The organism is Streptomyces sp. NBC_01352, from assembly GCF_036237295.1.
GTDB lineage: Bacteria > Actinomycetota > Actinomycetes > Streptomycetales > Streptomycetaceae > Streptomyces > Streptomyces plumbiresistens.
Genome location: NZ_CP108354.1, coordinates 6,367,894 through 6,389,022 on the forward strand (window position 1 = coordinate 6,367,894; position 21,129 = coordinate 6,389,022).

The 21,129-nt window shown below is 70.7% G+C and carries 15 protein-coding genes and 1 pseudogene; 8 read left to right on the forward strand and 8 right to left on the reverse strand.

What is annotated here, in order from left to right; all coding sequences use genetic code 11:
• Positions 1 to 98 precede the first annotated feature (98 nt).
• Both OG252_RS29745 and OG252_RS29750 read right to left on the reverse strand, forming a co-directional pair.
• Positions 99 to 1,709: a sodium/solute symporter gene (locus OG252_RS29745; protein ID WP_266438398.1), complete on the reverse strand. Its 1,611-nt coding sequence runs from the start codon at positions 1,707 to 1,709 to the stop codon at positions 99 to 101.
• Positions 1,706 to 2,191, reverse strand: coding sequence for a DUF485 domain-containing protein (locus tag OG252_RS29750; protein ID WP_266438401.1), 486 nt, complete (start codon positions 2,189 to 2,191; stop codon positions 1,706 to 1,708). The genes OG252_RS29745 and OG252_RS29750 overlap by 4 nt, the downstream gene beginning before the upstream one ends.
• 229 nt (positions 2,192 to 2,420) lie before the next feature.
• Here OG252_RS29750 and OG252_RS29755 point away from each other — a divergent pair, with 229 nt between their 5' ends.
• The gene (locus OG252_RS29755) at positions 2,421 to 3,149 is read left to right on the forward strand and encodes an NAD(P)-dependent oxidoreductase (RefSeq protein WP_266438404.1); all 729 of its coding nucleotides are present in this window, start codon (positions 2,421 to 2,423) and stop codon (positions 3,147 to 3,149) included.
• Between the two features lie 16 nt (positions 3,150 to 3,165).
• Here OG252_RS29755 and OG252_RS29760 read toward each other — a convergent pair whose 3' ends face one another.
• A complete protein-coding gene (locus tag OG252_RS29760) occupies positions 3,166 to 3,666 on the reverse strand; it encodes a GNAT family N-acetyltransferase (protein WP_266438407.1) in 501 nt (166 codons plus the stop codon).
• Between the two features lie 108 nt (positions 3,667 to 3,774).
• On the reverse strand, positions 3,775 to 5,295 hold the full coding sequence (locus OG252_RS29765; RefSeq protein ID WP_266438409.1) for an MFS transporter: 1,521 nt from the start codon (positions 5,293 to 5,295) through the stop codon (positions 3,775 to 3,777).
• Between the two features lie 459 nt (positions 5,296 to 5,754).
• Here OG252_RS29765 and OG252_RS29770 point away from each other — a divergent pair, with 459 nt between their 5' ends.
• The 3 genes from OG252_RS29770 (at position 5,755) to mfd (ending at position 12,979) form a co-directional block, all read left to right on the forward strand.
• Entirely contained in the window at positions 5,755 to 6,543 is a 789-nt protein-coding gene (locus OG252_RS29770) for an ABC transporter ATP-binding protein (protein WP_266438411.1), read from the forward strand.
• Positions 6,540 to 9,104 (forward strand): ABC transporter permease, encoded by a 2,565-nt coding sequence (locus OG252_RS29775; RefSeq protein WP_266438413.1) that lies wholly within the window; start codon positions 6,540 to 6,542, stop codon positions 9,102 to 9,104. The genes OG252_RS29770 and OG252_RS29775 overlap by 4 nt, the downstream gene beginning before the upstream one ends.
• 344 nt (positions 9,105 to 9,448) lie before the next feature.
• Positions 9,449 to 12,979 (forward strand): transcription-repair coupling factor, encoded by a 3,531-nt coding sequence (gene mfd, locus OG252_RS29780; protein WP_329339951.1) that lies wholly within the window; start codon positions 9,449 to 9,451, stop codon positions 12,977 to 12,979.
• Positions 12,980 to 13,080: 101 nt separating this feature from the next.
• On the opposite strand, the gene OG252_RS29785 is transcribed toward mfd, so the two are convergent.
• Positions 13,081 to 13,674, reverse strand: coding sequence for a TetR/AcrR family transcriptional regulator (locus OG252_RS29785; RefSeq protein WP_266438417.1), 594 nt, complete (start codon positions 13,672 to 13,674; stop codon positions 13,081 to 13,083).
• Between the two features lie 123 nt (positions 13,675 to 13,797).
• Here OG252_RS29785 and OG252_RS29790 point away from each other — a divergent pair, with 123 nt between their 5' ends.
• Positions 13,798 to 14,715 (forward strand): SCO6745 family protein, encoded by a 918-nt coding sequence (locus OG252_RS29790; RefSeq protein WP_329339953.1) that lies wholly within the window; start codon positions 13,798 to 13,800, stop codon positions 14,713 to 14,715.
• 149 nt (positions 14,716 to 14,864) lie between these two features.
• Here the strand turns inward: OG252_RS29790 and OG252_RS29795 are convergent, their stop codons facing one another.
• On the reverse strand, positions 14,865 to 15,047 hold the full coding sequence (locus OG252_RS29795) for an Rv0909 family putative TA system antitoxin (RefSeq protein ID WP_266438420.1): 183 nt from the start codon (positions 15,045 to 15,047) through the stop codon (positions 14,865 to 14,867).
• 161 nt (positions 15,048 to 15,208) lie between these two features.
• Between OG252_RS29795 and OG252_RS29800 the strand changes: the two genes are divergently transcribed.
• Entirely contained in the window at positions 15,209 to 15,988 is a 780-nt protein-coding gene (locus OG252_RS29800) for an HNH endonuclease family protein (RefSeq protein ID WP_329339956.1), read from the forward strand.
• 117 nt (positions 15,989 to 16,105) lie between these two features.
• Positions 16,106 to 16,848 (forward strand): annotated as a pseudogene (locus OG252_RS29805) (GNAT family N-acetyltransferase).
• Positions 16,849 to 16,896: 48 nt separating this feature from the next.
• Here OG252_RS29805 and OG252_RS29810 read toward each other — a convergent pair.
• Both OG252_RS29810 and OG252_RS29815 read right to left on the reverse strand, forming a co-directional pair.
• The gene (locus tag OG252_RS29810) at positions 16,897 to 17,700 is read right to left on the reverse strand and encodes a hypothetical protein (RefSeq protein WP_266438429.1); all 804 of its coding nucleotides are present in this window, start codon (positions 17,698 to 17,700) and stop codon (positions 16,897 to 16,899) included.
• A gap of 210 nt (positions 17,701 to 17,910) precedes the next feature.
• Entirely contained in the window at positions 17,911 to 18,606 is a 696-nt protein-coding gene (locus OG252_RS29815; RefSeq protein WP_266438432.1) for a hypothetical protein, read from the reverse strand.
• A gap of 231 nt (positions 18,607 to 18,837) precedes the next feature.
• On the opposite strand from OG252_RS29815, the gene OG252_RS29820 reads away from it, so the two are divergent.
• Entirely contained in the window at positions 18,838 to 21,078 is a 2,241-nt protein-coding gene (locus OG252_RS29820) for an N-6 DNA methylase (RefSeq protein WP_266438434.1), read from the forward strand.
• The last annotated feature ends 51 nt before the right edge of the window (positions 21,079 to 21,129 follow it).

Consider the following 21,129-nt stretch of genomic DNA (forward strand, 5'->3'; position numbering starts at 1 on the left):
GCCGTGCAGCCGGGCCCGTGTCGGGGGGCGCCCGACCGTGAACGGGCGCCTGTGTGTCGGGGGAGGCGCCCGGCCTTGAACGGGCGCCCCCGACGACATCAGCCGCCCTTGCGCACCGCCCCCGCCAGGATCCAGCCCTCCACCGCCTCGTACTGCCGCCGCTGCTCCTCCGACTTGCGCCTTCCCGAAGCCAGCGTGCCCAGCCATCCGAAGAGGAAGCCCGCCGGGATCGACACCAGGCCCGTCGTCGTGAAGGGGAACCAGTTGAAGTCGGCCTCGGGGAAGGCGGAGAAGGGGGAGCCGGAGACCAGGTTCGTGCCCGGCATCAGCAGCACCACGACCAGCGAGCCGCCGATCAGCGTGCAGAGCAGACCGGTTCGGGTGTAGCGGCGCCAGAAGAGGCTGTAGACGAGGGCGGGCGCGATGGCGGAGGCGCCCAGGCAGAAGGACAGGGTCACCAGGGGTTGCAGGCTGCGGTGCTGGACCAGCGTGGCCAGCACGATCGCCGGAACCCCGACCGCCAGCGCCGACAACCGCGCCAGCATCATCTCGCGGCGCTCGGACATCTCGTGCACCCGGGCCGCGAACACGTCGTGGGCAAGGGAGTTGGCGCAGGCGAGGATCATGCCGGCGACGGAGGCGAGCAGGGTGAGGAAGAGTGCCGTGGTGACGGTCGTGAACAGCAGGGTCTCCGCCGTGGAGACGTCGGCGCCGAAGGCCGCCCGGGAGGCCAGCAGATACGCCGTGTTGCCCTGCGGGTCCTCCTGCGCGATCACCGCCCGGCCGATCAGCGCCGTCGCGCCGAACCCGACGACCGTGATGACCAGCACGAACAGCACCACCGACGACACCGCCCAGGACATCGACCGGCGGACCTGACGGGCACTGGAGGCCGTGTACATGCGCATGGTGACGTGCGGCAGACAGGCCCCGCCGAGGACCACGGCCAGTTGGGCGCTGATCATGTCGAGGCGGGGATGCGGACTGCCCGCGAACTCCAGCCCCGACTGCAGGAACGCGGACCCCACGCCACTCTTCTCCGCCGCCGTGTCGAACAGCGCGCCCGGGTCCCAGTCGAACCTGCTCATGATCAGTACGGCGACCACCGCGCCCGACCCGAGCAGCATCACGATCTTCATGATCTGGATGAGTGCCGTGCCCTTCATGCCGCCGATCGCCGCGTAGCTGATCATCATCGCGCCCAGTCCGATGATGCAGCCGGTCTTCAGCGAATCGCCGGAGAACCCGAGGATGAACGCCAGCAACTGCCCCGTTCCGGCCAACTGCACCAGCATCAGCGGCAGCAGCGCGGCGATGGTCACCACGCAAGCGGTCATCCGCACACCGCGCCCCGGCATCCGCCGCGCCAGCGCGTCCCCCATCGTGAACCGGCCCGCGTTGCGCAGGGGTTCGGCCAGCAGGAACATCAGCAGCATCAGCGACAGGGCCGTACTGAGCGCGAGGACGACACCGTCGTACCCGTACAGCGCGATCACGCCACCCGTGCCGAGCACGGTCGCGGCGGATATGTAGTCGCCCGCGATCGCGAGGCCGTTGCGCATGGGGGACAGGGAGCTGTAGCCGGTGTAGAACTCGTCGAGGTCGTCCCGATCGGGCCCGGTCATCACGCACAGCAGCAGCGTGATGGTGGCGACCGTCGAGAACGCCACCAGGGACATCGCCTGCGCGGAATCACTGAATCCCGTCATCGCGCCGCCTCCCCCTCCCGCTTGGCGTTCAGCTGGGACTCCCTGCGGATACGGTCCGCGATCGGATCGACGTAACGCCGGGCCGTGTGCTCGTACAGCGCGATCGCCAGCCAGGTGACCGGCAGTTGGACCATCGCGAGCAGCAGGCCCGTGGGCATTCCGTCGGCGACCGTGCTCGACATGAACCCCGGGGCGAACGCGGACAGGATCAGAAAGAGCGTGAAGTACCCGAGCGCGGTGAGCGTGGCCGTCCGCCGCTGCCAGCGGTAGGCGCTGCGCAGGATCCGCAGGTCGCTGTGGTGACCGAGGGCGGGGCGGTGCTGCGGGCGCTGTCTGGGGGGTTCGGGCGGGGCGGCGGGTTGCCAGGGGTAGGTGGAGTAGGGCGGTGAGGAGTCGTACGGCTGGTGCGGCTGGTTCTTCTGATACGGCTGATACGGCGGGTACTGCTGATGCGGGTACGACGGTGACGGGTCGTAGGACATCCCGGTGCTCCTTGCGCGGCTCAGGAGTTGGGGGGTGGGCGAGCGGAGCCACGCACGCTACTCGGAGGTAGGCGTGTGCGCGAGGGTTTCACCAAACTGATTGGTCGGTACGCGCTTACTCCGCTGACCAGGGGTGTTACCCGCATTAACTCTGATTTTTGAGCGGCGTGTCACACTCACGGCCGCCCGACTCCTCTGATGGGCAGGACCCTCAGAAGGAGACAGAGCAATGGAGATCGTCGTTTTCGGAGCGAACGGGCCGACGGGTCGGCTGGTCGTCGAGCGGGCGGGGGCGGAGGGGCACACGGTCACCGCCGTCACACGCCACCCGGAGGCCTTTGCGGTGCGGGGCCCGCGACTGCGGGTGGTCGAGGCCGATGTGCACGACCCCGTCGCGGTCGAGCGCGCGGTGGCCGGGCAGGACGCCGTGATCTCGGCGCTCGGCGTGCCGTACGGCAAGAACCCGGTGACCGTGTACTCCGCCGGCGCCACCCACATCACCCAGGCCATGACCAAGCACGGCGTACGACGCTTCGTCGCCGTGACCTCCACCGTCCTGTTCGGCACGTCCGCGCCCGGCGAGAACCTCCTGTTCCGCAAGGTGCTGGAGCCGGCCGTCATGCGGTTCATGGGCCGCACGGTCTACGACGACATGCGCCGCATGGAGGCCGTCGTCCGCGACACCGACCTCGACTGGACGATCCTCCGCCCCGGCGGCCTCTTCGACACGGACACGGTCAGCGACTACGGGGTCGGCACGTCGCGCCTGCCCGGCCGGTACACAGCGCGGGCCGATCTCGCGCACGAGCTGGTACGGCAGGTTGTCGACGCCGGTCATCTGCGCGCCTTCGTCCGCGCCTTCGTCGACGTACGCACGACTGAGAACACGCCGACGTTCCTTCAGCTCATCCGGAAGGAGGCAGCCGGCGACAAGGGGGCGGCGCGTGTACGTGACTGACGAGGGGGTGGCCCTGTCAGTGCCCGAGGTGTGAGAGGGACGCGAGCCGGTAGGCGATGCCGGGGCGGCCGGCGATCGTGATCTCGCCCTCGGCACAGAAGCCGCTGCGTTCCAGGACGGTCCTGGAGGCCAGGTTGTCGAGCGTGGTGACCGCCGTGAGGGAGGTCAATCCGTACCTCGTCGCGGCCAGCCGGGCCACGGCCGCCACCGCCGCCGTGGCCACGCCCCGCCCCGTCGCGGATTCGCCCACCCGGTAGCCCAGTTCGGCCGAGCCGTCCGCCGTCACGTCCATGAGGTTCACCCGGCCGATCAGCTCGCCCTCTTCGTCCAGCACCACGTGGAAATGGCAGACCCCCGCGTCCTGTTCGGCGAGCAACGCCTTGTGGCGGGCGTCGAACTCGGCGAAGTACGCGTCGCCGCGATCCGATATGGAGCGGACGAAATAGGCGCGGTTCGCGCGCTCGAAGGCGAGGAGTGCGTCCGCGTGGTCGGGGCGCAGTCGTTCCAGCTTCACCATGCGGTGCAGGGTAAGCGGGGGGCGGCTGTCGAGCACCTCAATAAACGTGAGCCGACCACGTGAGCCGGCCACGCCGCAAGACACCCGCAAGACACCGCAGGACACCCGTCATTGCTCCGTCAGCACCGGAAACCGCCGAGGTGCGAGAACCAGCAGCACCACGAACGCGATCGCCGCCGCACCCGCCGCCCCGAGGTACACCGCATGCACCGCGTCCGCGATCGCGTGCCGGGTCGCCTCGGGCGCGGGGCCGGAGTCCAGGGCCCGGGTCACGGAGTCCAGGTCGCTCGCGCCGCCGAGCCGTGCGGCCAGTACGCCGTTGGCGACCGCGCCGAAGAGGGCCGCGCCGAGGGTCTGGCCGGTCTGGCGGCAGAAGAGCACCGAGGCCGTCGCCGTGCCGCGCTCCGCCCAGCCCACCGTGGACTGGACGCCGACGATCAGCGGGAGTTGGAACAACCCCAGCGCGCCGCCCAACAGCAGCATCAGCAGCGTCGGTTGCCAGGCCTCCCCCGGATACGGCAGGAAGGGGAACGCGAACAGGATCAGCGTCGCCGTGCCGATGCCGAGCATCGCGGTGTTGCGGAAGCCGATGCGGCGGTAGACGTGCTGGCTCAGCGCCGCCGACACCGGCCAGCTGAGCGTCCACACGGAGAGGACGAATCCGGCGGCCACCGGCCCCAGGCCGAGGACGGACTGGGCGTACGTCGGCAGGAAGACGGCCGGGGCGACCATCAGCAGCCCCAGTGCGCCGAGGGCCAGGTTCACCGCGGCGATCGTACGGCGACGCCACACCCAGCCGGGGATGATCGGCTCGGCCGCCCTGCGCTCCACCAGCACCACGACCGCCACGAGCACGAGTCCCGTACCGAACAGGGCCATCGAGGGTGCTGAGAGCCATGGCCAGGCGACCCCGCCCTGCACCAGCGCGGTGAGCAGGACGCCGCCGCAGGCGAACACCGCGAGCGCGCCGGCCCAGTCGACACGCGCGCGCGTGGCGGCCTTTCCCTCCTCCTCAGGTCGTACGTCCCGCTGCGGCTCGTGGAGGTGGCGGACGATCAGCCACAGCGCCACCGCGCCGATCGGCAGGTTGACCAGGAAGATCCAGCGCCAGTCCGCGTACGCCGCCAGGACACCGCCCACGCCGGGTCCCGCGACCGCGGACACCGCCCAGACCGTGGACAGCTTGGCCTGGATCTTGGGGCGCTCCTTGAGGGGATAGAGGTCGGCGGCGAGAGTCTGGACCGTGCCCTGCAACGCGCCTCCGCCCAGGCCCTGTACGACCCGGAAGGCGATCAGCGCGCCCATGTTCCAGGCCAGGGCGCAGAGCAGGGAGCCGAGCAGGAACAGGACCGCGCCCGCTATCAGTACCGGTTTGCGGCCGAAGGTGTCGGAGAGCTTGCCGTAGACGGGGAGAGTGACGGTGACGGCGAGCAGATAGCCGGAGAACAGCCAGGAGAAGACGGAGAAGCCGCCGAGGTCGCCGACGATCTGCGGTACGGCGGTGGAGACGATGGTGGAGTCGAGTGCCGCCAGCGCCATCGCGAGCATCAGGGCAGCGACCACGGCACCGCGCCGGTCGGGTGTGGTGCGCTGCGCTGCCTGCTGTATCGCGGGTTGCGTGTCGCCCACGTGAAGTCCTTTCCCCTTGCACCTATCTGCCGTCGGACAGCTTCCCATCCGACGCGTGCATCGCGGGAGGTCTTGACCATGACGCCGCGGGAGGGTGGAGGCTGAGTGGGCCGAGAGGTGGAGCGAACCCCGAGAGCGGCTCCACCCGGCGGTGGACTGCCCCTAGGGGTACCTCCGTACTACGGCTGGGGGAGGGTTCGTACCGCCGGAGGACGAGACGGCACGGGACGGTCCTTAACCTGGCTTTATGCCGCTGGGGAGCGGTCGGGGGGCGGTTCACCGCACGTCCGGGGGTGGGGTTTTCCCCAGCACAAGACGGGGCCCGGCACCAGCGCGCCGGACCCTCTCCGGGCGCCAGACTCATCGGCGTAGCACTTCGACGCACCAAGGCGAACGGCTCACCCGCTGAGCATCCGCCGGACAACAGATTCACCTGCTGACCGACATAGGAGACATACCGTGACATCGGCTGTGACCATCACCAGGCACGGGGGCACTGGCGGGCGTACGGCCGTTGCCGCGCGAGCGCGGCAGGTCGTGAAGGCGTACGGGTCCGGGGAGACCCGTGTCGTCGCGCTCGACCACGTCGACGTGGACATCGCCCGCGGCCAGTTCACCGCGATCATGGGTCCTTCGGGGTCCGGCAAGTCCACCTTGATGCACTGCCTCGCCGGGCTCGACACCGTGACGTCCGGGCAGATCTACCTGGACGACACCGAGATCACCGGGCTGAAGGACAAGAAGCTCACGCAGCTGCGCCGGGACCGGATCGGGTTCATCTTCCAGGCGTTCAACCTGCTGCCGACGCTGAACGCCCTGGAGAACATCACGCTGCCCATGGACATCGCCGGGCGCAAGCCCGACAAGGCGTGGCTGGGGCGGGTCATCGACACCGTCGGGCTCTCCGACCGGCTCAAGCACCGGCCCACCCAGCTCTCCGGCGGACAGCAGCAGCGCGTCGCCGTGGCCCGTGCCCTGGCCGCCCGGCCCGAGATCATCTTCGGTGACGAGCCGACCGGAAACCTCGACTCGCGCGCGGGTGCCGAAGTACTGGGCTTCCTGCGGCAGTCGGTGGACGAGCTGGGCCAGACCATCGTGATCGTCACGCACGACCCGGTGGCCGCCTCGTACGCGGACCGGGTGCTGTACCTCGCCGACGGCCGGATCGTCGACGAGATGTACAAGCCGACCGCCGAGGCCGTCCTGGACCGCATGAAGGACTTCGACGCCCGGGGGCGTACGTCATGACTGTCCTGAAGACCTCGATGCGCAACTTCTTCGCGCACAAGGGACGCATGGCCCTGTCGGCCGTCGCGGTCCTGCTGTCGGTGGCGTTCGTGTGCGGCACGCTCGTGTTCACGGACACCATGAACACGACGTTCGACAAGCTGTTCGCGACGACCGCTTCCGATGTCACCGTCTCCCCGAAGGAGGCCAAGAGCGACGACACGCCGCAGAACGGCAAGCCCGAGTCGCTGCCCGCCTCCCTGCTGGAGCAGGTGGAGCAGGCGGAGGGCGTCAAGGCGGCCGAGGGCGTGGTCGGTTCGTCGGCCGTGACCGTCGTCAACAGCGAGAACAAGAACATGGGCTCCACCAGCGGCGCCCCGACGATCGCCGGAAACTGGACGAAGAACGACCTGCGGTCGATGGAGATCACCTCCGGGCACGCCCCGCGCGGGCCGACCGAGCTGATGGTCGACGCCGACACCGCCGACAAGCACGACCTCAAGCTCGGCGACGAACTGCGCACCATCTCCGTCGCCGGTGACTTCACGGCGAAGATCGTCGGCGTCGCCACCTTCAAGGTGACCAACCCCGGCGCCTCGATCGTCTTCTTCGACACCGCGACCGCACAGCGCGAACTCCTCGGCTCCACCGGCCGGTTCACGCAGTTCAACGTGACGGCCGCGGCCGGCGTGAGTGACACGCAGCTCAAGCAGAACGTCGCTCAGGCGCTGGACGGCACGTTCAAGCTCCAGACGGCCAAGGAGAACGCCGACGAGAACCGCAAGGACGTCGGCGAGTTCATGAACGTCATCAAGTACGCCATGCTCGGCTTCGCCGGGATCGCGTTCCTGGTGGGCATCTTCCTGATCATCAACACCTTCTCGATGCTGGTCGCCCAGCGCACCCGCGAGATCGGCCTGATGCGGGCCATCGGCTCGTCCCGCAAGCAGGTCAACCGGTCCGTGCTGGTCGAGGCGACACTGCTCGGCATCGTGGGCTCCATCCTGGGCGTCGGGGCCGGCGTCGGCATCGCGATCGGCCTGATGAAGCTCATGTCGGCGGCCGGCATGAACCTCTCCACCGACGACCTGACCATCAAGGCGACCACCCCGGTCGCCGGTGTCCTGCTGGGCGTCGTGGTCACCGTCCTCGCCGCCTACCTCCCGGCCCGCCGCGCCGGGAAGGTCTCCCCGATGGCCGCACTGCGCGACGCCGGTACGCCGGCCGACGGCAGGGCCGGGCTGGTGCGCGGCCTGATCGGGCTGGTGCTGACCGGCGCGGGCGGGTTCGCCCTCTACGCGGCCGGCACCGCCGACAAGGCGACCGACGGTTCGCTGATGCTGGGCGCGGGCGTGGTGCTGACCCTGATCGGCTTCGTCGTCATCGGCCCGCTGCTGGCCGGAGGGGTCGTCCGGGTGATCAGCGCGGTGCTGCTGCGGGCCTTCGGCCCGGTGGGACGCATGGCCGAACGCAACGCCCTGCGCAACCCGCGCCGTACGGGCGCCACGGGCGCCGCCCTGATGATCGGCCTGGCCCTGGTGGCCTGCCTGTCGGTGGTCGGCTCCTCGATGGTCGCCTCGGCGACGAGCGAGCTGGACAAGTCGGTCGGCGCGGACTTCATCGTCCAGGGCAACCAGCGGATCGTCCCGCAGGCCGAGAAGGCGATGGAGCAGAGCCCCGGCCTCGCCCACGTCACCAGCTACAAGGAACTCGAGGCCACCCTGACCTCGCCCGACGGCAAGACCGACACCTCCGGCGTCACCGCCGCGGACCCCTCGTACGCCGAGGACCTGCGCCGCGCGACCACGGCGGGCACCCTGAGCGCCGCCTACGGCAAGGACGCCATGTCGGTCGGCTCCGACTACGCCAAGGCGCACGGCGTGAAGGTCGGCGACACCATCGACGTCGCGTTCAAGGGCGGCGAGACGGCGAAGCTGAAGGTCGCGGCCATCACGAGCGACGACAGCGCCCTCGACCAGGGTGTGCGCTACATCAGCATCGAGACGATGCGGAAGTACGTCCCGGCCGACCAGATCCCGCCGAACACGATCATGTTCGCCAAGGCGAAGGAAGGTCAGACGGAGCAGGCGTACGCGGCGCTGAAGAAGTCGCTGGACAACTACCCGCAGTACCAGGTCCGCGACCAGACCGACTACAAGCAGGAACTGAAGGACCAGATCGGCCAGCTCCTGAACATGGTCTACGGCCTGCTCGCCCTGGCGATCATCGTGGCCGTCCTGGGTGTGGTGAACACCCTGGCCCTGTCGGTCGTCGAGCGGACCCGTGAGATCGGCCTGATGCGGGCGATCGGTCTCTCGCGGCGCCAGCTGCGGCGGATGATCCGCATGGAGTCGGTGGTGATCGCCCTCTTCGGCGCACTGCTGGGGCTCGGGCTCGGGATGGGCTGGGGCGCCACCGCCCAGAAGCTGCTCGCCCTGGAGGGCCTCAACGTCCTCGAGATCCCCTGGGCGACGATCATCGGCGTCTTCATCGGCTCGGCCTTCGTGGGCCTGTTCGCGGCGCTGATCCCGGCGTTCCGGGCGGGGCGGATGAACGTATTGAACGCGATCGCGACCGAATAGCCACCGCGGACGGGGAAGACCCGGCGCCGAGAAGTCAGGGGGACTTCTCGGCGCCGGGTTCATTGGTGTCTGCAGAGGTCCACCTTCCGACGGACCGAGCCGGGCGACGCCCACCCTTCGACCCACGGAGTCGGGTGGTGGGTGGGCGCAGGCCGGGGGTCCAGGGGGCGGAGCCCTCTCGTACGCCCACACAGGTGCCGAGCACCAGGCGACGCACGTTATCCACAGGGCGTTATCCACAGCTCCCGCACCCGCCCGCGCAGCGACGTACGCTGGAGACCCCCCGGCCGGTCCCCGCGTCGGGCCCTTCGCGATGCCCGCCCTCAGACGAAAGCCGCCCCCGAATGAGCCTGCACGGTCTGCTCGACGCCGTAGTCAAGGACCCCGCCCTCGCGGAAGCGATCACCGCGGCCGCAGACGGCAACCGCATGCACGTCGACCTGGTCGGCCCGCCCGCCGCCCGCCCCCTCGCGGTCGCCGCGCTGGCCCGCGAGGCAGGCCGCCCCGTGCTGGCGGTGACGGCGACCGGACGCGAGGCGGAGGACCTGGCCGCGTCCCTGCGCTCGCTGCTCCCGCCCGAGGGCGTCGTGGAGTACCCGTCCTGGGAGACCCTCCCGCACGAGCGCCTGAGCCCTCGTAGCGACACCGTGGGCCGCCGCCTCGCCGTGCTGCGGCGCCTGGCCCACCCCCGCCCCGACGACCCCGAGACCGGCCCGGTCTCCGTCGTCGTGGCGCCCGTCCGATCCGTGCTCCAACCGCAGGTCAAGGGTCTCGGCGACCTGGAGCCGGTGGCCCTGCGGACCGGCCAGACCGCCGACCTGAACGAGATCGTTCAGGCCCTCGCCGCCGCTGCGTACGCGCGCGTGGAGCTCGTCGAGAAGCGCGGCGAGTTCGCCGTACGAGGCGGCATCCTCGACGTGTTCCCGCCCACCGAGGAACACCCCCTGCGCATCGAGTTCTGGGGCGACGACGTCGAGGAGATCCGCTACTTCAAGGTCGCCGACCAGCGCTCCCTCGAAGTCGCCGAGCACGGCCTGTGGGCGCCGCCCTGCCGTGAACTTCTGTTGACGGAAGACGTCCGCACGCGTGCGCGTGCCCTCGCCGAGCAGCACCCGGAGCTGGGCGAGCTGCTCGGAAAGATCGCCGAGGGGATCGCCGTAGAGGGCATGGAGTCCCTGGCACCGGTTCTCGTCGACGACATGGAACTGCTCCTGGACGTCCTGCCCAAGGACTCCATGGCGGTCGTCTGCGATCCGGAGCGGGTACGCACGCGTGCCTCCGACCTCGTGGCCACCTCGCAGGAGTTCCTGCAGGCGTCCTGGGCGGCCACCGCGGGCGGCGGCGAGGCACCCATCGACGTCGGCGCGGCCTCCCTGTGGGCCATCGCGGACGTCCGGGACCGGGCGCGCGAGCTGGACATGATGTGGTGGTCGGTGTCGCCGTTCGCGGCGGACGAGGAGCTGGATGCCGACACCCTGAAGCTCGGCATGCACGCGCCCGAGACGTACCGCGGCGACACGGCGAAGGCGCTCGCCGACACCAAGGGCTGGCTCGCCGACGGCTGGCGCGCGGTGTACGTGACCGAGGCCCACGGCCCGGCGGCCCGTACCGTCGAGGTGCTCGGCGGTGAGGGCATCGCGGCCCGTCTGGAGGCGGACCTCGTCTCGCTGAGCCCTTCCGTGGTGCACGTGGCGTGCGGCTCGATCGACTACGGCTTCGTCGACCCGGGGCTGAAGCTCGCCGTCCTCACGGAGACCGACCTCTCCGGACAGAAGGCGGCCGGCAAGGACGGCGTCCGGATGCCCGCCCGGCGCCGCAAGACCATCGACCCGCTCACCCTGGAGGCGGGCGACTACATCGTCCACGAGCAGCACGGTGTGGGCCGCTACATCGAGATGGTCCAGCGGACCGTACAGGGCGCGACCCGCGAGTACCTGGTGGTGGAGTACGCCCCCGCCAAGCGCGGCCAGCCCGGCGACCGTCTCTACATCCCCACCGACCAGCTGGAACAGATCACCAAGTACGTCGGCGGCGAGGCCCCCACCCTGCACCGCCTGGGCGGCGCCGACTGGACGAAGACCAAGGCGCGGGCGAAGAAGGCGGTCAAGGAGATCGCCGCCGACCTGATCAGGCTGTACAGCGCGCGGATGGCCGCCCCCGGGTACGCCTTCGCCCCGGACACCCCCTGGCAGCGCGAGCTGGAGGACGCCTTCCCGTACGCGGAGACGCCCGACCAGCTCACCACCATCGCCGAGGTCAAGGAGGACATGGAGAAGACGGTCCCGATGGACCGCCTGGTCTGCGGCGACGTCGGCTACGGCAAGACCGAGATCGCGGTCCGCGCCGCCTTCAAGGCCGTCCAGGACGGCAAGCAGGTCGCCGTGCTCGTCCCCACCACCCTGCTGGTGCAGCAGCACTTCGGGACGTTCGGCGAGCGCTACTCGCAGTTCCCGGTGAACGTCCGCGCTCTGTCCCGCTTCCAGACCGACACCGAGGCGAAGGCGGTCCTGGAGGGCCTGCGCGAAGGCTCGGTGGACGTCGTCATCGGCACCCACCGCCTGTTCTCCGCCGAGACCAAGTTCAAGGACCTGGGCCTGGTCATCGTCGACGAGGAGCAGCGCTTCGGCGTCGAGCACAAGGAGCAGCTGAAGAAGCTGCGCGCGAACGTCGACGTCCTGACGATGTCCGCGACCCCCATCCCACGCACCCTGGAGATGGCGGTCACGGGCATCCGCGAGATGTCGACGATCACCACGCCCCCCGAGGAGCGCCACCCGGTGCTCACGTTCGTCGGACCGTACGAGGAGCGGCAGATCGGCGCGGCCATCCGCCGCGAACTGCTGCGTGAGGGGCAGGTCTTCTACATCCACAACCGCGTCGAGTCGATCGACAGGGCCGCGGCCCGGCTCAGGGAGATCGTCCCCGAGGCCCGGATCGCGATCGCCCACGGCCAGATGTCGGAGCAGGCCCTGGAGCAGGTGGTCGTCGACTTCTGGGAGAAGAAGTTCGACGTGCTGGTGTCGACCACGATCGTCGAGTCCGGCATCGACATCTCCAACGCCAACACCCTGATCGTGGAGCGCGGCGACAACTTCGGCCTCTCGCAGCTGCACCAGCTGCGCGGCCGGGTGGGCCGAGGCCGCGAGCGTGGCTACGCCTACTTCCTCTACCCGCCGGAGAAGCCCCTCACGGAGACCGCCCACGAGCGCCTGGCGACCATCGCCCAGCACACCGAGATGGGCGCGGGCATGTACGTCGCGATGAAGGACCTGGAGATCCGCGGCGCCGGAAACCTCCTCGGCGGCGAACAGTCCGGCCACATCGCGGGCGTCGGCTTCGACCTGTACGTCCGCATGGTCGGCGAGGCCGTCGCGGACTACCGCGCCTCCATGGAGGGCGGCGTCGAGGAGGAGGCACCCCTCGAGGTCAAGATCGAGCTCCCGGTCGACGCGCACGTCCCGCACGACTACGCCCCCGGCGAGCGCCTGCGCCTCCAGGCGTACCGGGCGATCGCCTCGGTCAACACCGAGGACGACATCAAGGCCGTACGCGAGGAACTCGTCGACCGCTACGGCAAGTTGCCGGAGCCGGTGGAGAACCTGCTGCTGGTGGCCGGGCTGCGCATGCTCGCGCGCGCGTGCGGCGTCGGCGAGGTCGTCCTCCAGGGCAACAACATCCGCTTCGCGCCGGTGGAGTTGAGGGAGTCCCAGGAGCTGCGCCTCAAGCGGCTGTACCCGGGGACCGTCATCAAGCCGGCGGCGCATCAGGTGCTGGTGCCGCGGCCGAAGACCGCGAAGGTGGGCGGGAAGCCGCTGATCGGGCGGGAGTTGCTGGGCTGGGTCGGGGAGTTCCTGACGTCGATTCTGGGGTCGTAGGGTCTGGGAATCATTGTAAGGGGGAAGGTCGGGGGCTTTCGGGGCCCCTTGGAGCGGGCAGCGACCAGCGGGCGCGGGCAGCGGGCAGCGGGCAGCGGGCCTCAGGCTGAACGGAACAGCGTGGTCGCCAGGTTCCGGAACACCTCCTCGGGGTCCCGGTGGCCGACCGCGCCGTCCAGGTTGTGGCCGAGGAGCAGCGTGGCGAAGCCGTGGGCCAGGGACCAGGCGGCGACGCCGGCGAGGCGGGAGTCGACACCGAAGTCCTCGGCGCGCACGGCGGAGACCGCTTCGCGCAGGGCGTCGGCGGCGAGGGCACGGCCCGTGGTCAGCTCGAGGTCGTCGCCGCGCAGTAGCTCGGGCGTGAACATCACCTGGAAGTGCGCGGGGTGCTCGCGCGCGAAGCGTACGTAGCGAACGCCCGCGTCCTTGAGGTCCGAGGCCTCGTTGAGCGCGGCCGCGAGCAGCCCGAAGCCCTCGGCCGCGATCGCCGTGAGCAGTCCGGTGCGGTCCTTGAAGTGGTGGGCGGGCGCCGCGTGCGAGACGCCGGCGCGGCGGGCGAGGTCGCGCAGGCTCAGTGCGGAGGGGCCGTCGGCGGCGATGACGTCCAGCGCGGCGCTGAGGATGGCGCGGCGCAGGTCGCCGTGGTGGTACCGGCGGGGGGCGTCGTCCGTCTTCTTCGGTTCGGTGGGGCTCATGGGCAGCAGCGTACGCTCGATCTAGGCGTTGACAAGTTCGGACGGGTCGGGCAATCTTGTCAGTGTCAAGTTGTGCTGGCGATGGTGCTGGTGCTGGTGCGGGATGCGTCGAGGAGGTACGTCATGGGGGAGTACGGCGGCGGGATCGACGGGACGGTCGATGGGGTGATCGATGGGGCGGTGGAGCTCGCCCGCGTGCGTCAGCTCTGGCAGCTGTTGGAGCCGCTGCATGCGGTGCTGTACTACGCGCCGGAGGTTTTCGCGGAGGCCACGGCACTGGGCCATGACACCGGGGAGCGCTGGCCGACCTACTTCCCGTACCGCGCGGCACCGTTGGGCCCGGTGGGCGCCGAGCGGGTGACGTCCGCCTTCTACAGCTTCAGCCCGCGCATGGTCGCCGAGCACGTCGAATCGGCGTGGTCGGTCGCGAGCCCCGAGGTGATGCTGGAGGCGCGGCTGCGGGGGATTGACGGGGCGTATCGCGCGATCTTCGGCGACCGGGCGGACAGTGCCGAACTGGCGGAGGCCGCCGCCCTCGCCCGGCGCGCGGCCGAGGCGGCGAACACCGCGGGCCGTCCTCTCGCCGCGGCCAACGCCGCACTGGAGTGGCCCAAGACCCCTCACCTCCAGCTGTGGCACGCGGCGACGATCCTGCGCGAGCACCGCGGCGACGGCCACATAGCGGCCCTGCTCGTCGCCGGCCTCGACCCGGTCGAATCGCTCGTCTCCTTCGCCGCGATAGGCGCCGCGAGCGTCGACCGCTTCGAGAGCCGCGGCTGGAGTGCCGCGGAGTGGGCGGCCGCACGGGAGCGGCTGTCCGCCCGCGGTCTGGTCGACGAGGACGGTACGGCCACGGAGGCGGGCCGTGCGCTGCGGCGCCGCGTCGAGCAGGACACCGACCGACTCGCCGCCGCTCCCTGGCAGTCCCTCGGACGGGACGGCACCGACCGCCTGGTCGACCTGCTCGGTGACTTCTGGGTCGCGGTGCTGTCGTCCGGACTGCTGCCCTCGGAGACGACGTTGGGGATCGGGAAGGTGTGAGTCGGTCCCCGCCCGTGCGGGTGGGAAACAGGAAGCCGCCCGCGGGAGGTGGGTCTCCGCGGACGGCCTCTGTTGCCTGTGGTGGTTCAGCGGGAGCCCGGCCGGCACGCTGTGCCCGCGGGCCTCATGACCTCCGTGAGTCTCCGGCCTTACGGCTGTTCGGGCCTGTCGCGATCCATGCCGAGCTGACCTTCGACCCGCTGTTGCGCGTCATCGACCTGGCTCTCGTACTTCTTGCCCGTCTTCTCGTTGACTTTCCGTTCCGCGGCGTCGGACATGTCCTTGCCCTTGCTGCCCTTCGCCTGGTTCTTGAATCTGTCGAGGATGCCCATCCAGAGCTCCTTCCGGAGGTGACTCGCAATCGACGATACGCCCGACTCGCGAGCCATGCTCCTTTTGTCACTGTATGGTCTGGACCTCTCGGCCGCTACGGTGAGATCGGCACAACCCGCCCGTGCGGGGGCGGGAACCGGGGAGGCAAGGGGAGGGACGCATGACGCGTCGGAGGGGCGGAGCGACTGCCGCCGTCAGGACCGGACTTGCGGCGATCGCCGCCATGGCTCTCGTCACCGGGTGCGAAGGCCTCGAAGCGGGCGGTTCCTCGACGGACAGCGGTGCGCCGGCGCCGGCGCCGGACGGTCGTGCCGTCAACCCGCTGAAGAACCCGGACGGCACCGAGCCGGGACTCGCGCCCGTGACGAGCGAGACCGACGAGGCCGCCGCCCGCAAGCTCATCGAGACCCTGCGGACGAAGGGACGCGGACCCAGGACGGGCTACGACCGGGACGAGTTCGGCTACGCGTGGATGGACACGGCCGAAGGAGTCCCACTGGCCCGCAACGGCTGCGACACCCGCAACGACCTGCTCCAGCGCGACGGTCAGAGCCTGCGCTTCCGCTCCGGTTCCGACTGCGTGGTCATCGCCATGACACTGCACGACCCCTATACCGGCACGACCATCGAGTGGCGCAAGCAGAAGGCCACCGAGGTGCAGATAGACCATGTCGTCCCGCTGTCCTACAGCTGGCAGATGGGCGCCGCACGCTGGTCGGAGGACAAGCGCGAGCAACTGGCCAACGACCCGCTCAACCTGATGCCGGCCGAGGGTCGCGCCAACTCGTCCAAGGGCGACTCCGGACCCGCGTCCTGGCTCCCGCCGAACAAGCAGATCCGCTGCGCCTACGCGGTCCGCTTCACCCAGGTCGCCCTCAAGTACGAACTGGCGGTGACCGTGCCCGACCGGCAGATGATGCTGAAGCAGTGCGGCGGTTGAGCGGCGACGGCAATCCTGGTCCGGGTGCGGAGAGGGCGTCGAGCGGCCCTGGCAGCACTCGGGCAGCACGTGCGAGAACGTCTTTCGCGCTCCCGCACCCGTCTCTACGGTGACCGCATGGATCTGAAGATGTCGAGTCTCGCCGAGCGTCCCGACATGCACGGGCTGGTCGTCGACATGGCGAGCAGTTGGCCGGAGTTCGTGACGCAGGACCTCGTGGGCGACTCCCACTACGGCCGGATAGCCACCGAACTCCCGCAGTACGTGCTGTTCGCCGAGGACGAGCGGGGCGAGTCGTCGCACACGCCTACAGCGTGCCGTTCGCCCTCGCCGTCGAAGGGCGGAGTGAACTGCCCGCCCGGGGCTGGGACGCGGTGCTCACCTGGGCCTTCGCCGACCTGCGCCGAGGCGTGGCCCCCGACACCGTCAGCGCGATCGCCATCACCGTCGCCCCCCACATGCAGGGCCGCGGACTGTCCACCCGCATGCTGTCGGCGATGCGCGACAACGCCCGCGCCCAGGGTTTCCGGGAGGTCGTCGCCCCCGTCCGCCCCAGCGCCAAGCACCTGGAACCACACACACCGATCGAGGAGTACGCCCGTCGCGTACGCCCCGACGGGCTGCCGCACGACCCGTGGCTGCGCGTCCACGCCCGGGCCGGCGCCACCCTCCACTCCGTGGCACCGGCCTCCATGACCGTGTCCGGCTCGCTGGAGCAGTGGCGTGACTGGACCGGGCTGCCCTTCGACACCGAGGGCGACATCGAGGTGCCGGGGGCGCTGGTGCCGGTGCGCTGCGAACCGGAGCGCGGATACGCGGTGTATGTCGAGCCCAACGTGTGGATGCGGCACCCGCTGTAGTCGACGTAGCCGACCAGGTGGTGCCGCACTGCCGCGCCCTTGGGTGGCTCAGCCGCCCAGGGCGTCCAGGTCCAGGATCTCGCCGGCAGGGCGCTGCGCCGGGACCGGCTCGTCGTAGTCGCCGAAGGTGAGGGTGCCCGGGTCTTCGGCGGACGTGCTGTCGACGCGCAGCACATACGGCTCGCCCTCGGTGGCCACGTACAGCGTGTAACTGTCCTTGCCGTCCTTCTCGTGCAGGACGGTCGCGGGCGTGCCGTCGACGGTGGTGGTCTTGCCGCGGGTCGCGTCCGAGTGGCCGTCCTCGGCATCGCCGAGCACCGTGTTCAGGTCGCAGAAGCTCGCGATGTCCTGGGCGTCCTGGCCCTTCGCGGACATCTTGGTCCACTTCCCGGCCAGCATCGCCACGGCCGCGTCGGTGTCCGCCTTGGACTCGCCCTCGCTCTGGGCGCGCAGGAACGCCTCGTCGTACTTCATGTAGACGGTGTCGCCGGTCTTGATCAACTCGGCCTCGCCCTGGCCGCCGACGCTCATCGTGCCGGCGCACTCGCCCTTCTTGTTCAGGGCCATGTCGATCCGGATCACGCCCCCGCTCTCCTCGTCGGGGATGTCGCCCTTCATACGCAGCGACGAGGCACCCGTGGTCGCCTTGATCGCCCGCTCGGCGATCTCACCGCCGCTCTGCCCGGCGAACGGGTCCTTCGGCGTGCTCGGTGCGCTCGGCGTGCTCGGCTCGCTCGACCGAGCCGGTGTCTTCGGGCCGCTGTCGGCCTTGTCCTCACCGGGCAGACAGCCGGTGAGTGCGGTGGTGGCCGTGGCGGCAAGGCAGAGGGCGGCAAGTGCGGTACGGCGCATGGGAATTCCTTGATGAGGATGCGGTGCGGTGAGCAGTGGCGAGGCGGGGTGTGGCGGGGCGTGGCGAGGCGACGAGTGGTCGCGCGCGTCGGGCGGATGTGCCTCGGACGAGTGGTGCGCCGCGGCCCCGTGCAGCGATGGATGCCGTAGGCCGCCGCAGTCGTGCGTGGCGTGGGCCGTGGCTGCGTGGCGGGCGGCCGGCGGCCGGAGTCAGCCGGTCTTCTTCCAGTCCTTGCAGCCGGCCGTCTTGAAGTAGCCGTCCGAGGAGCTGATCGTCACGACGGCCGTGCCGTTCACGTTGTCGTTCGCGATGATCGAGTCCATCGAGTGCTCGGCGTTCTTGTCGCGCTCCCAGTAGCAGGAGTCGTCCGCGTTGCCGGTGGACTTGTAGGTGCCGGGCGCGATGTCGGCGCCGACTCTGAACATGCCGCCGTCGCCGGCCATCTCCGAGGCGGGGGAGCCCTTCGCCTTCAGGTCGACGGCCTCCCAGTCGTTGCAGTCGCTCGACTTGAAGAGCTTGTCCGTGGCCTTGACGGTCACGTAACTGGTGCCGCTGACATTGTCGTTGGCCAGCAGCGAGTCCATCTCGCCCGAGGCGTCCTTGGCCCGTTCCCAGTAGCACAGGCCGTCGCTGTTGCCGGTGGTGCGGTAAGTGCCGGGCTTGACGTCCGTACCGACCTCGAAGTCGCCGCTTCCCGAGAACGCGGCCTTTTTCTTCGCGACCTCCGTCGTTCCCGCGTCCTTGTCCTTCTCGCCGCCGGGCTTGCTCTGCGCGGACGCCGAAGAGCCCTTGCCGCTCTTGCCCGAGCCGCTGTCGCTCCCGCCGTCCCCGGCGTTCGCCGAGGCCACGCCGATCACGACGACTCCGACGACGGCGCCCAGCGCGATTTTGCCCTTCATGCCCATGGTTGTGTCCCCTCCCCACGCGGCGACTGCCGCCGTTCGACGGTCGCTCGTTCGCTGGGTCAATAAGAACAGAGCCTGTGAACTGAGTCAACACGGTTCACGGAGGTAGTTGTGTACACGGGCGTGAATGCATGGATCTTGAGTACGCCGGTATGCTCGGCGCCACACACGGACGCGGGGACGACACGAGGCTTACGTGGACCCACGCGGGACGATGAGGGGAGCCGGGCCGTGCAGGACAACGCGACAGAGGTGACCGCCGCCGGAATCGCGCGGCTCGCCGGTGTCGGGCGTGCCGCCGTCAGCAACTGGCGGCGTCGGCACGCCGACTTCCCCAAGCCGGTCGGCGGCACCGAGACCAGCCCGTCCTTCGCCCTCGCCGAGGTCGAGGCCTGGCTGCGCCATCAGGGGAAACTCGCCGAGGTCCCCCTGCGTGAACGCGTCTGGCAACAGCTCGCCGGCCACCCCGAGGGACCGGTCACGGCTCTCACCCACGCCGGTTGCGTCCTGCTTCTGATCCACGACCGCCCCACGGTCTGGCTGGAGGTGAGTGCCGGTTCCGACGAACGGCTGGCCGCGATGCTGCCGGGCGCGCTGGAGCAGGTGCTCGTGCCGCGCTTCGGCGCGCTGCGGGGCGGGCGCGGAGGTGGCGGACGGGAGATTCACACGCCGCAGGGTGTGAACTCGCCGCAGTCTGTGAACAGCCTGGGTGCCGTGAACACCGACGGGCGAGTCAACACCGGCGGAGGCGGAAATGCCCGTGGGGCCGTGAACACCGGCGGCCCCGCGAACACGAGCCCCGCACACCACACCCCCGCACACCACACCCCCGCACACCACACGCCCGCCATCCACGCCCCCAGCGGCCCCGCCCTCCTCCCCTCCGCCCCCCTCCTCCGCGGCGCCGCGGAGCTCGCCGCCGAGCTGGGCGCCCGCCAGACGTTCGAGTTCCTCCTCGGCCGGCACCTCGACGCCAACCCGCGCCAGTACACGCTCACCCCCGCCGAACTCGCCGGCCTCATGGCCGACCTCGCCGGCCCCGCGCGCACCGTCCTCGACCCGGCCTGCGGCACCGGTGCCCTGCTGCGTGCCGTCACCCCGCGCCCCGGCCAGGAGCTGTACGCCCAGGACAGCGCCCCCGACCTCGCCGCGCTCACCGCGCTCCGGCTCGCACTGCACGCCCGGGTGACCGTGCGCGCCGCGGCCGGCGACACCCTGCGCGCCGACGCCCACGCCGGACTGCAGGCCGACGCGGTCCTGTGCCACCCGCCGTTCAACGAGCGCAACTGGGGGCACGACGAACTCGCGTACGACCCCCGCTGGGAGTACGGCTTCCCGGCGCGCAACGAGTCCGAGCTGGCCTGGGTGCAGCACGCGCTAGCCCGCCTCAAGGACGGCGGCACCGCCGTCGTCCTCATGCCGCCCGCCGCCGCCTCCCGCCGCTCGGGCCGCCGTATCCGCGCCGACCTGCTGCGCCGTGGCGCGCTGCGCGCCGTCCTCGCTCTGCCGGTCGGCGCCGCACCGCCGTACAACATCCCGCTCCACCTGTGGGTGCTGCGCCGGCCCGAGAGGGCGCCCGCGCAGCCCGAGGTACTGCTCGCCGACGCGGGGCAGTTCGCGACCGAGGGGCGTGGCGGGCCGGACTGGCGAGCCGTGCGGGAGGCCGTACTCGACGCCTGGCGTGCCTTCGACAAGGCCGGTCGTCTCGACGAACGGCCCGGCCTGGCCCGCTCCGTGCCCGTCATCGCACTCCTGGACGACGACGTGGACTTCGCCCCGGCCCGCCACCTGCCGCCCGCGGCGGCTGCCGACGGCGCCGAGGCGCTCACCGCGGTGCGCGAACGCCTCGGCGAGACCCTGCGCTTGACCACCGACCTCACCCCGCCGCCCGCCGCGGCCGGCGCACAGCCCACGCGCTGGCCGCTCACGACCGTCGGCGAACTCGCGCGCGGGGGCGCGCTGGTGATGCGTACGGGCGGAAACGGCGGCCACGCGCGCGTGCCCGTCCTCACCGACCACGACGTCCTCGCCGGAAACGCCCCCTCGGGGACGCTGCCCGAGAGCGACGAGGAGGCCGTCCTCGTGGAGACCGGCGACGTCGTGGTGCCGGTGCTCGGCGGCGGCTCGGTGACGCGCGTGATCGACGACGCCACGGCGGGCGCCGCCCTGGGGCGCAACCTCGTGCTCCTGCGCCCCGATCCCACGGCGCTCGACCCGTGGTTCCTCGCCGGCTTCCTGCGCGGCACCGCCAACAACCGCCAGGCCAGCAGCTACGCGTCCACCGCCACCCGGCTCGACGTGCGCCGCCTCCAGCTGCCCCGGCTCCCGCTCGACGAACAACTTCGCTACGGCGCGCGCTTCCGCGCCCTCGACGACTTCGAGCGGGCTCTCAGGAGCGCGGGCCGACTCGGGGAGCAGCTCGTCCGCGGGATGTACGACGGCCTGACGGACGGGACGGTCGCGCCCGGCTGAGGCGGAGCGATCGGCACGACAACGGGCGGAGCGATCGGCGTGACGGCGGGC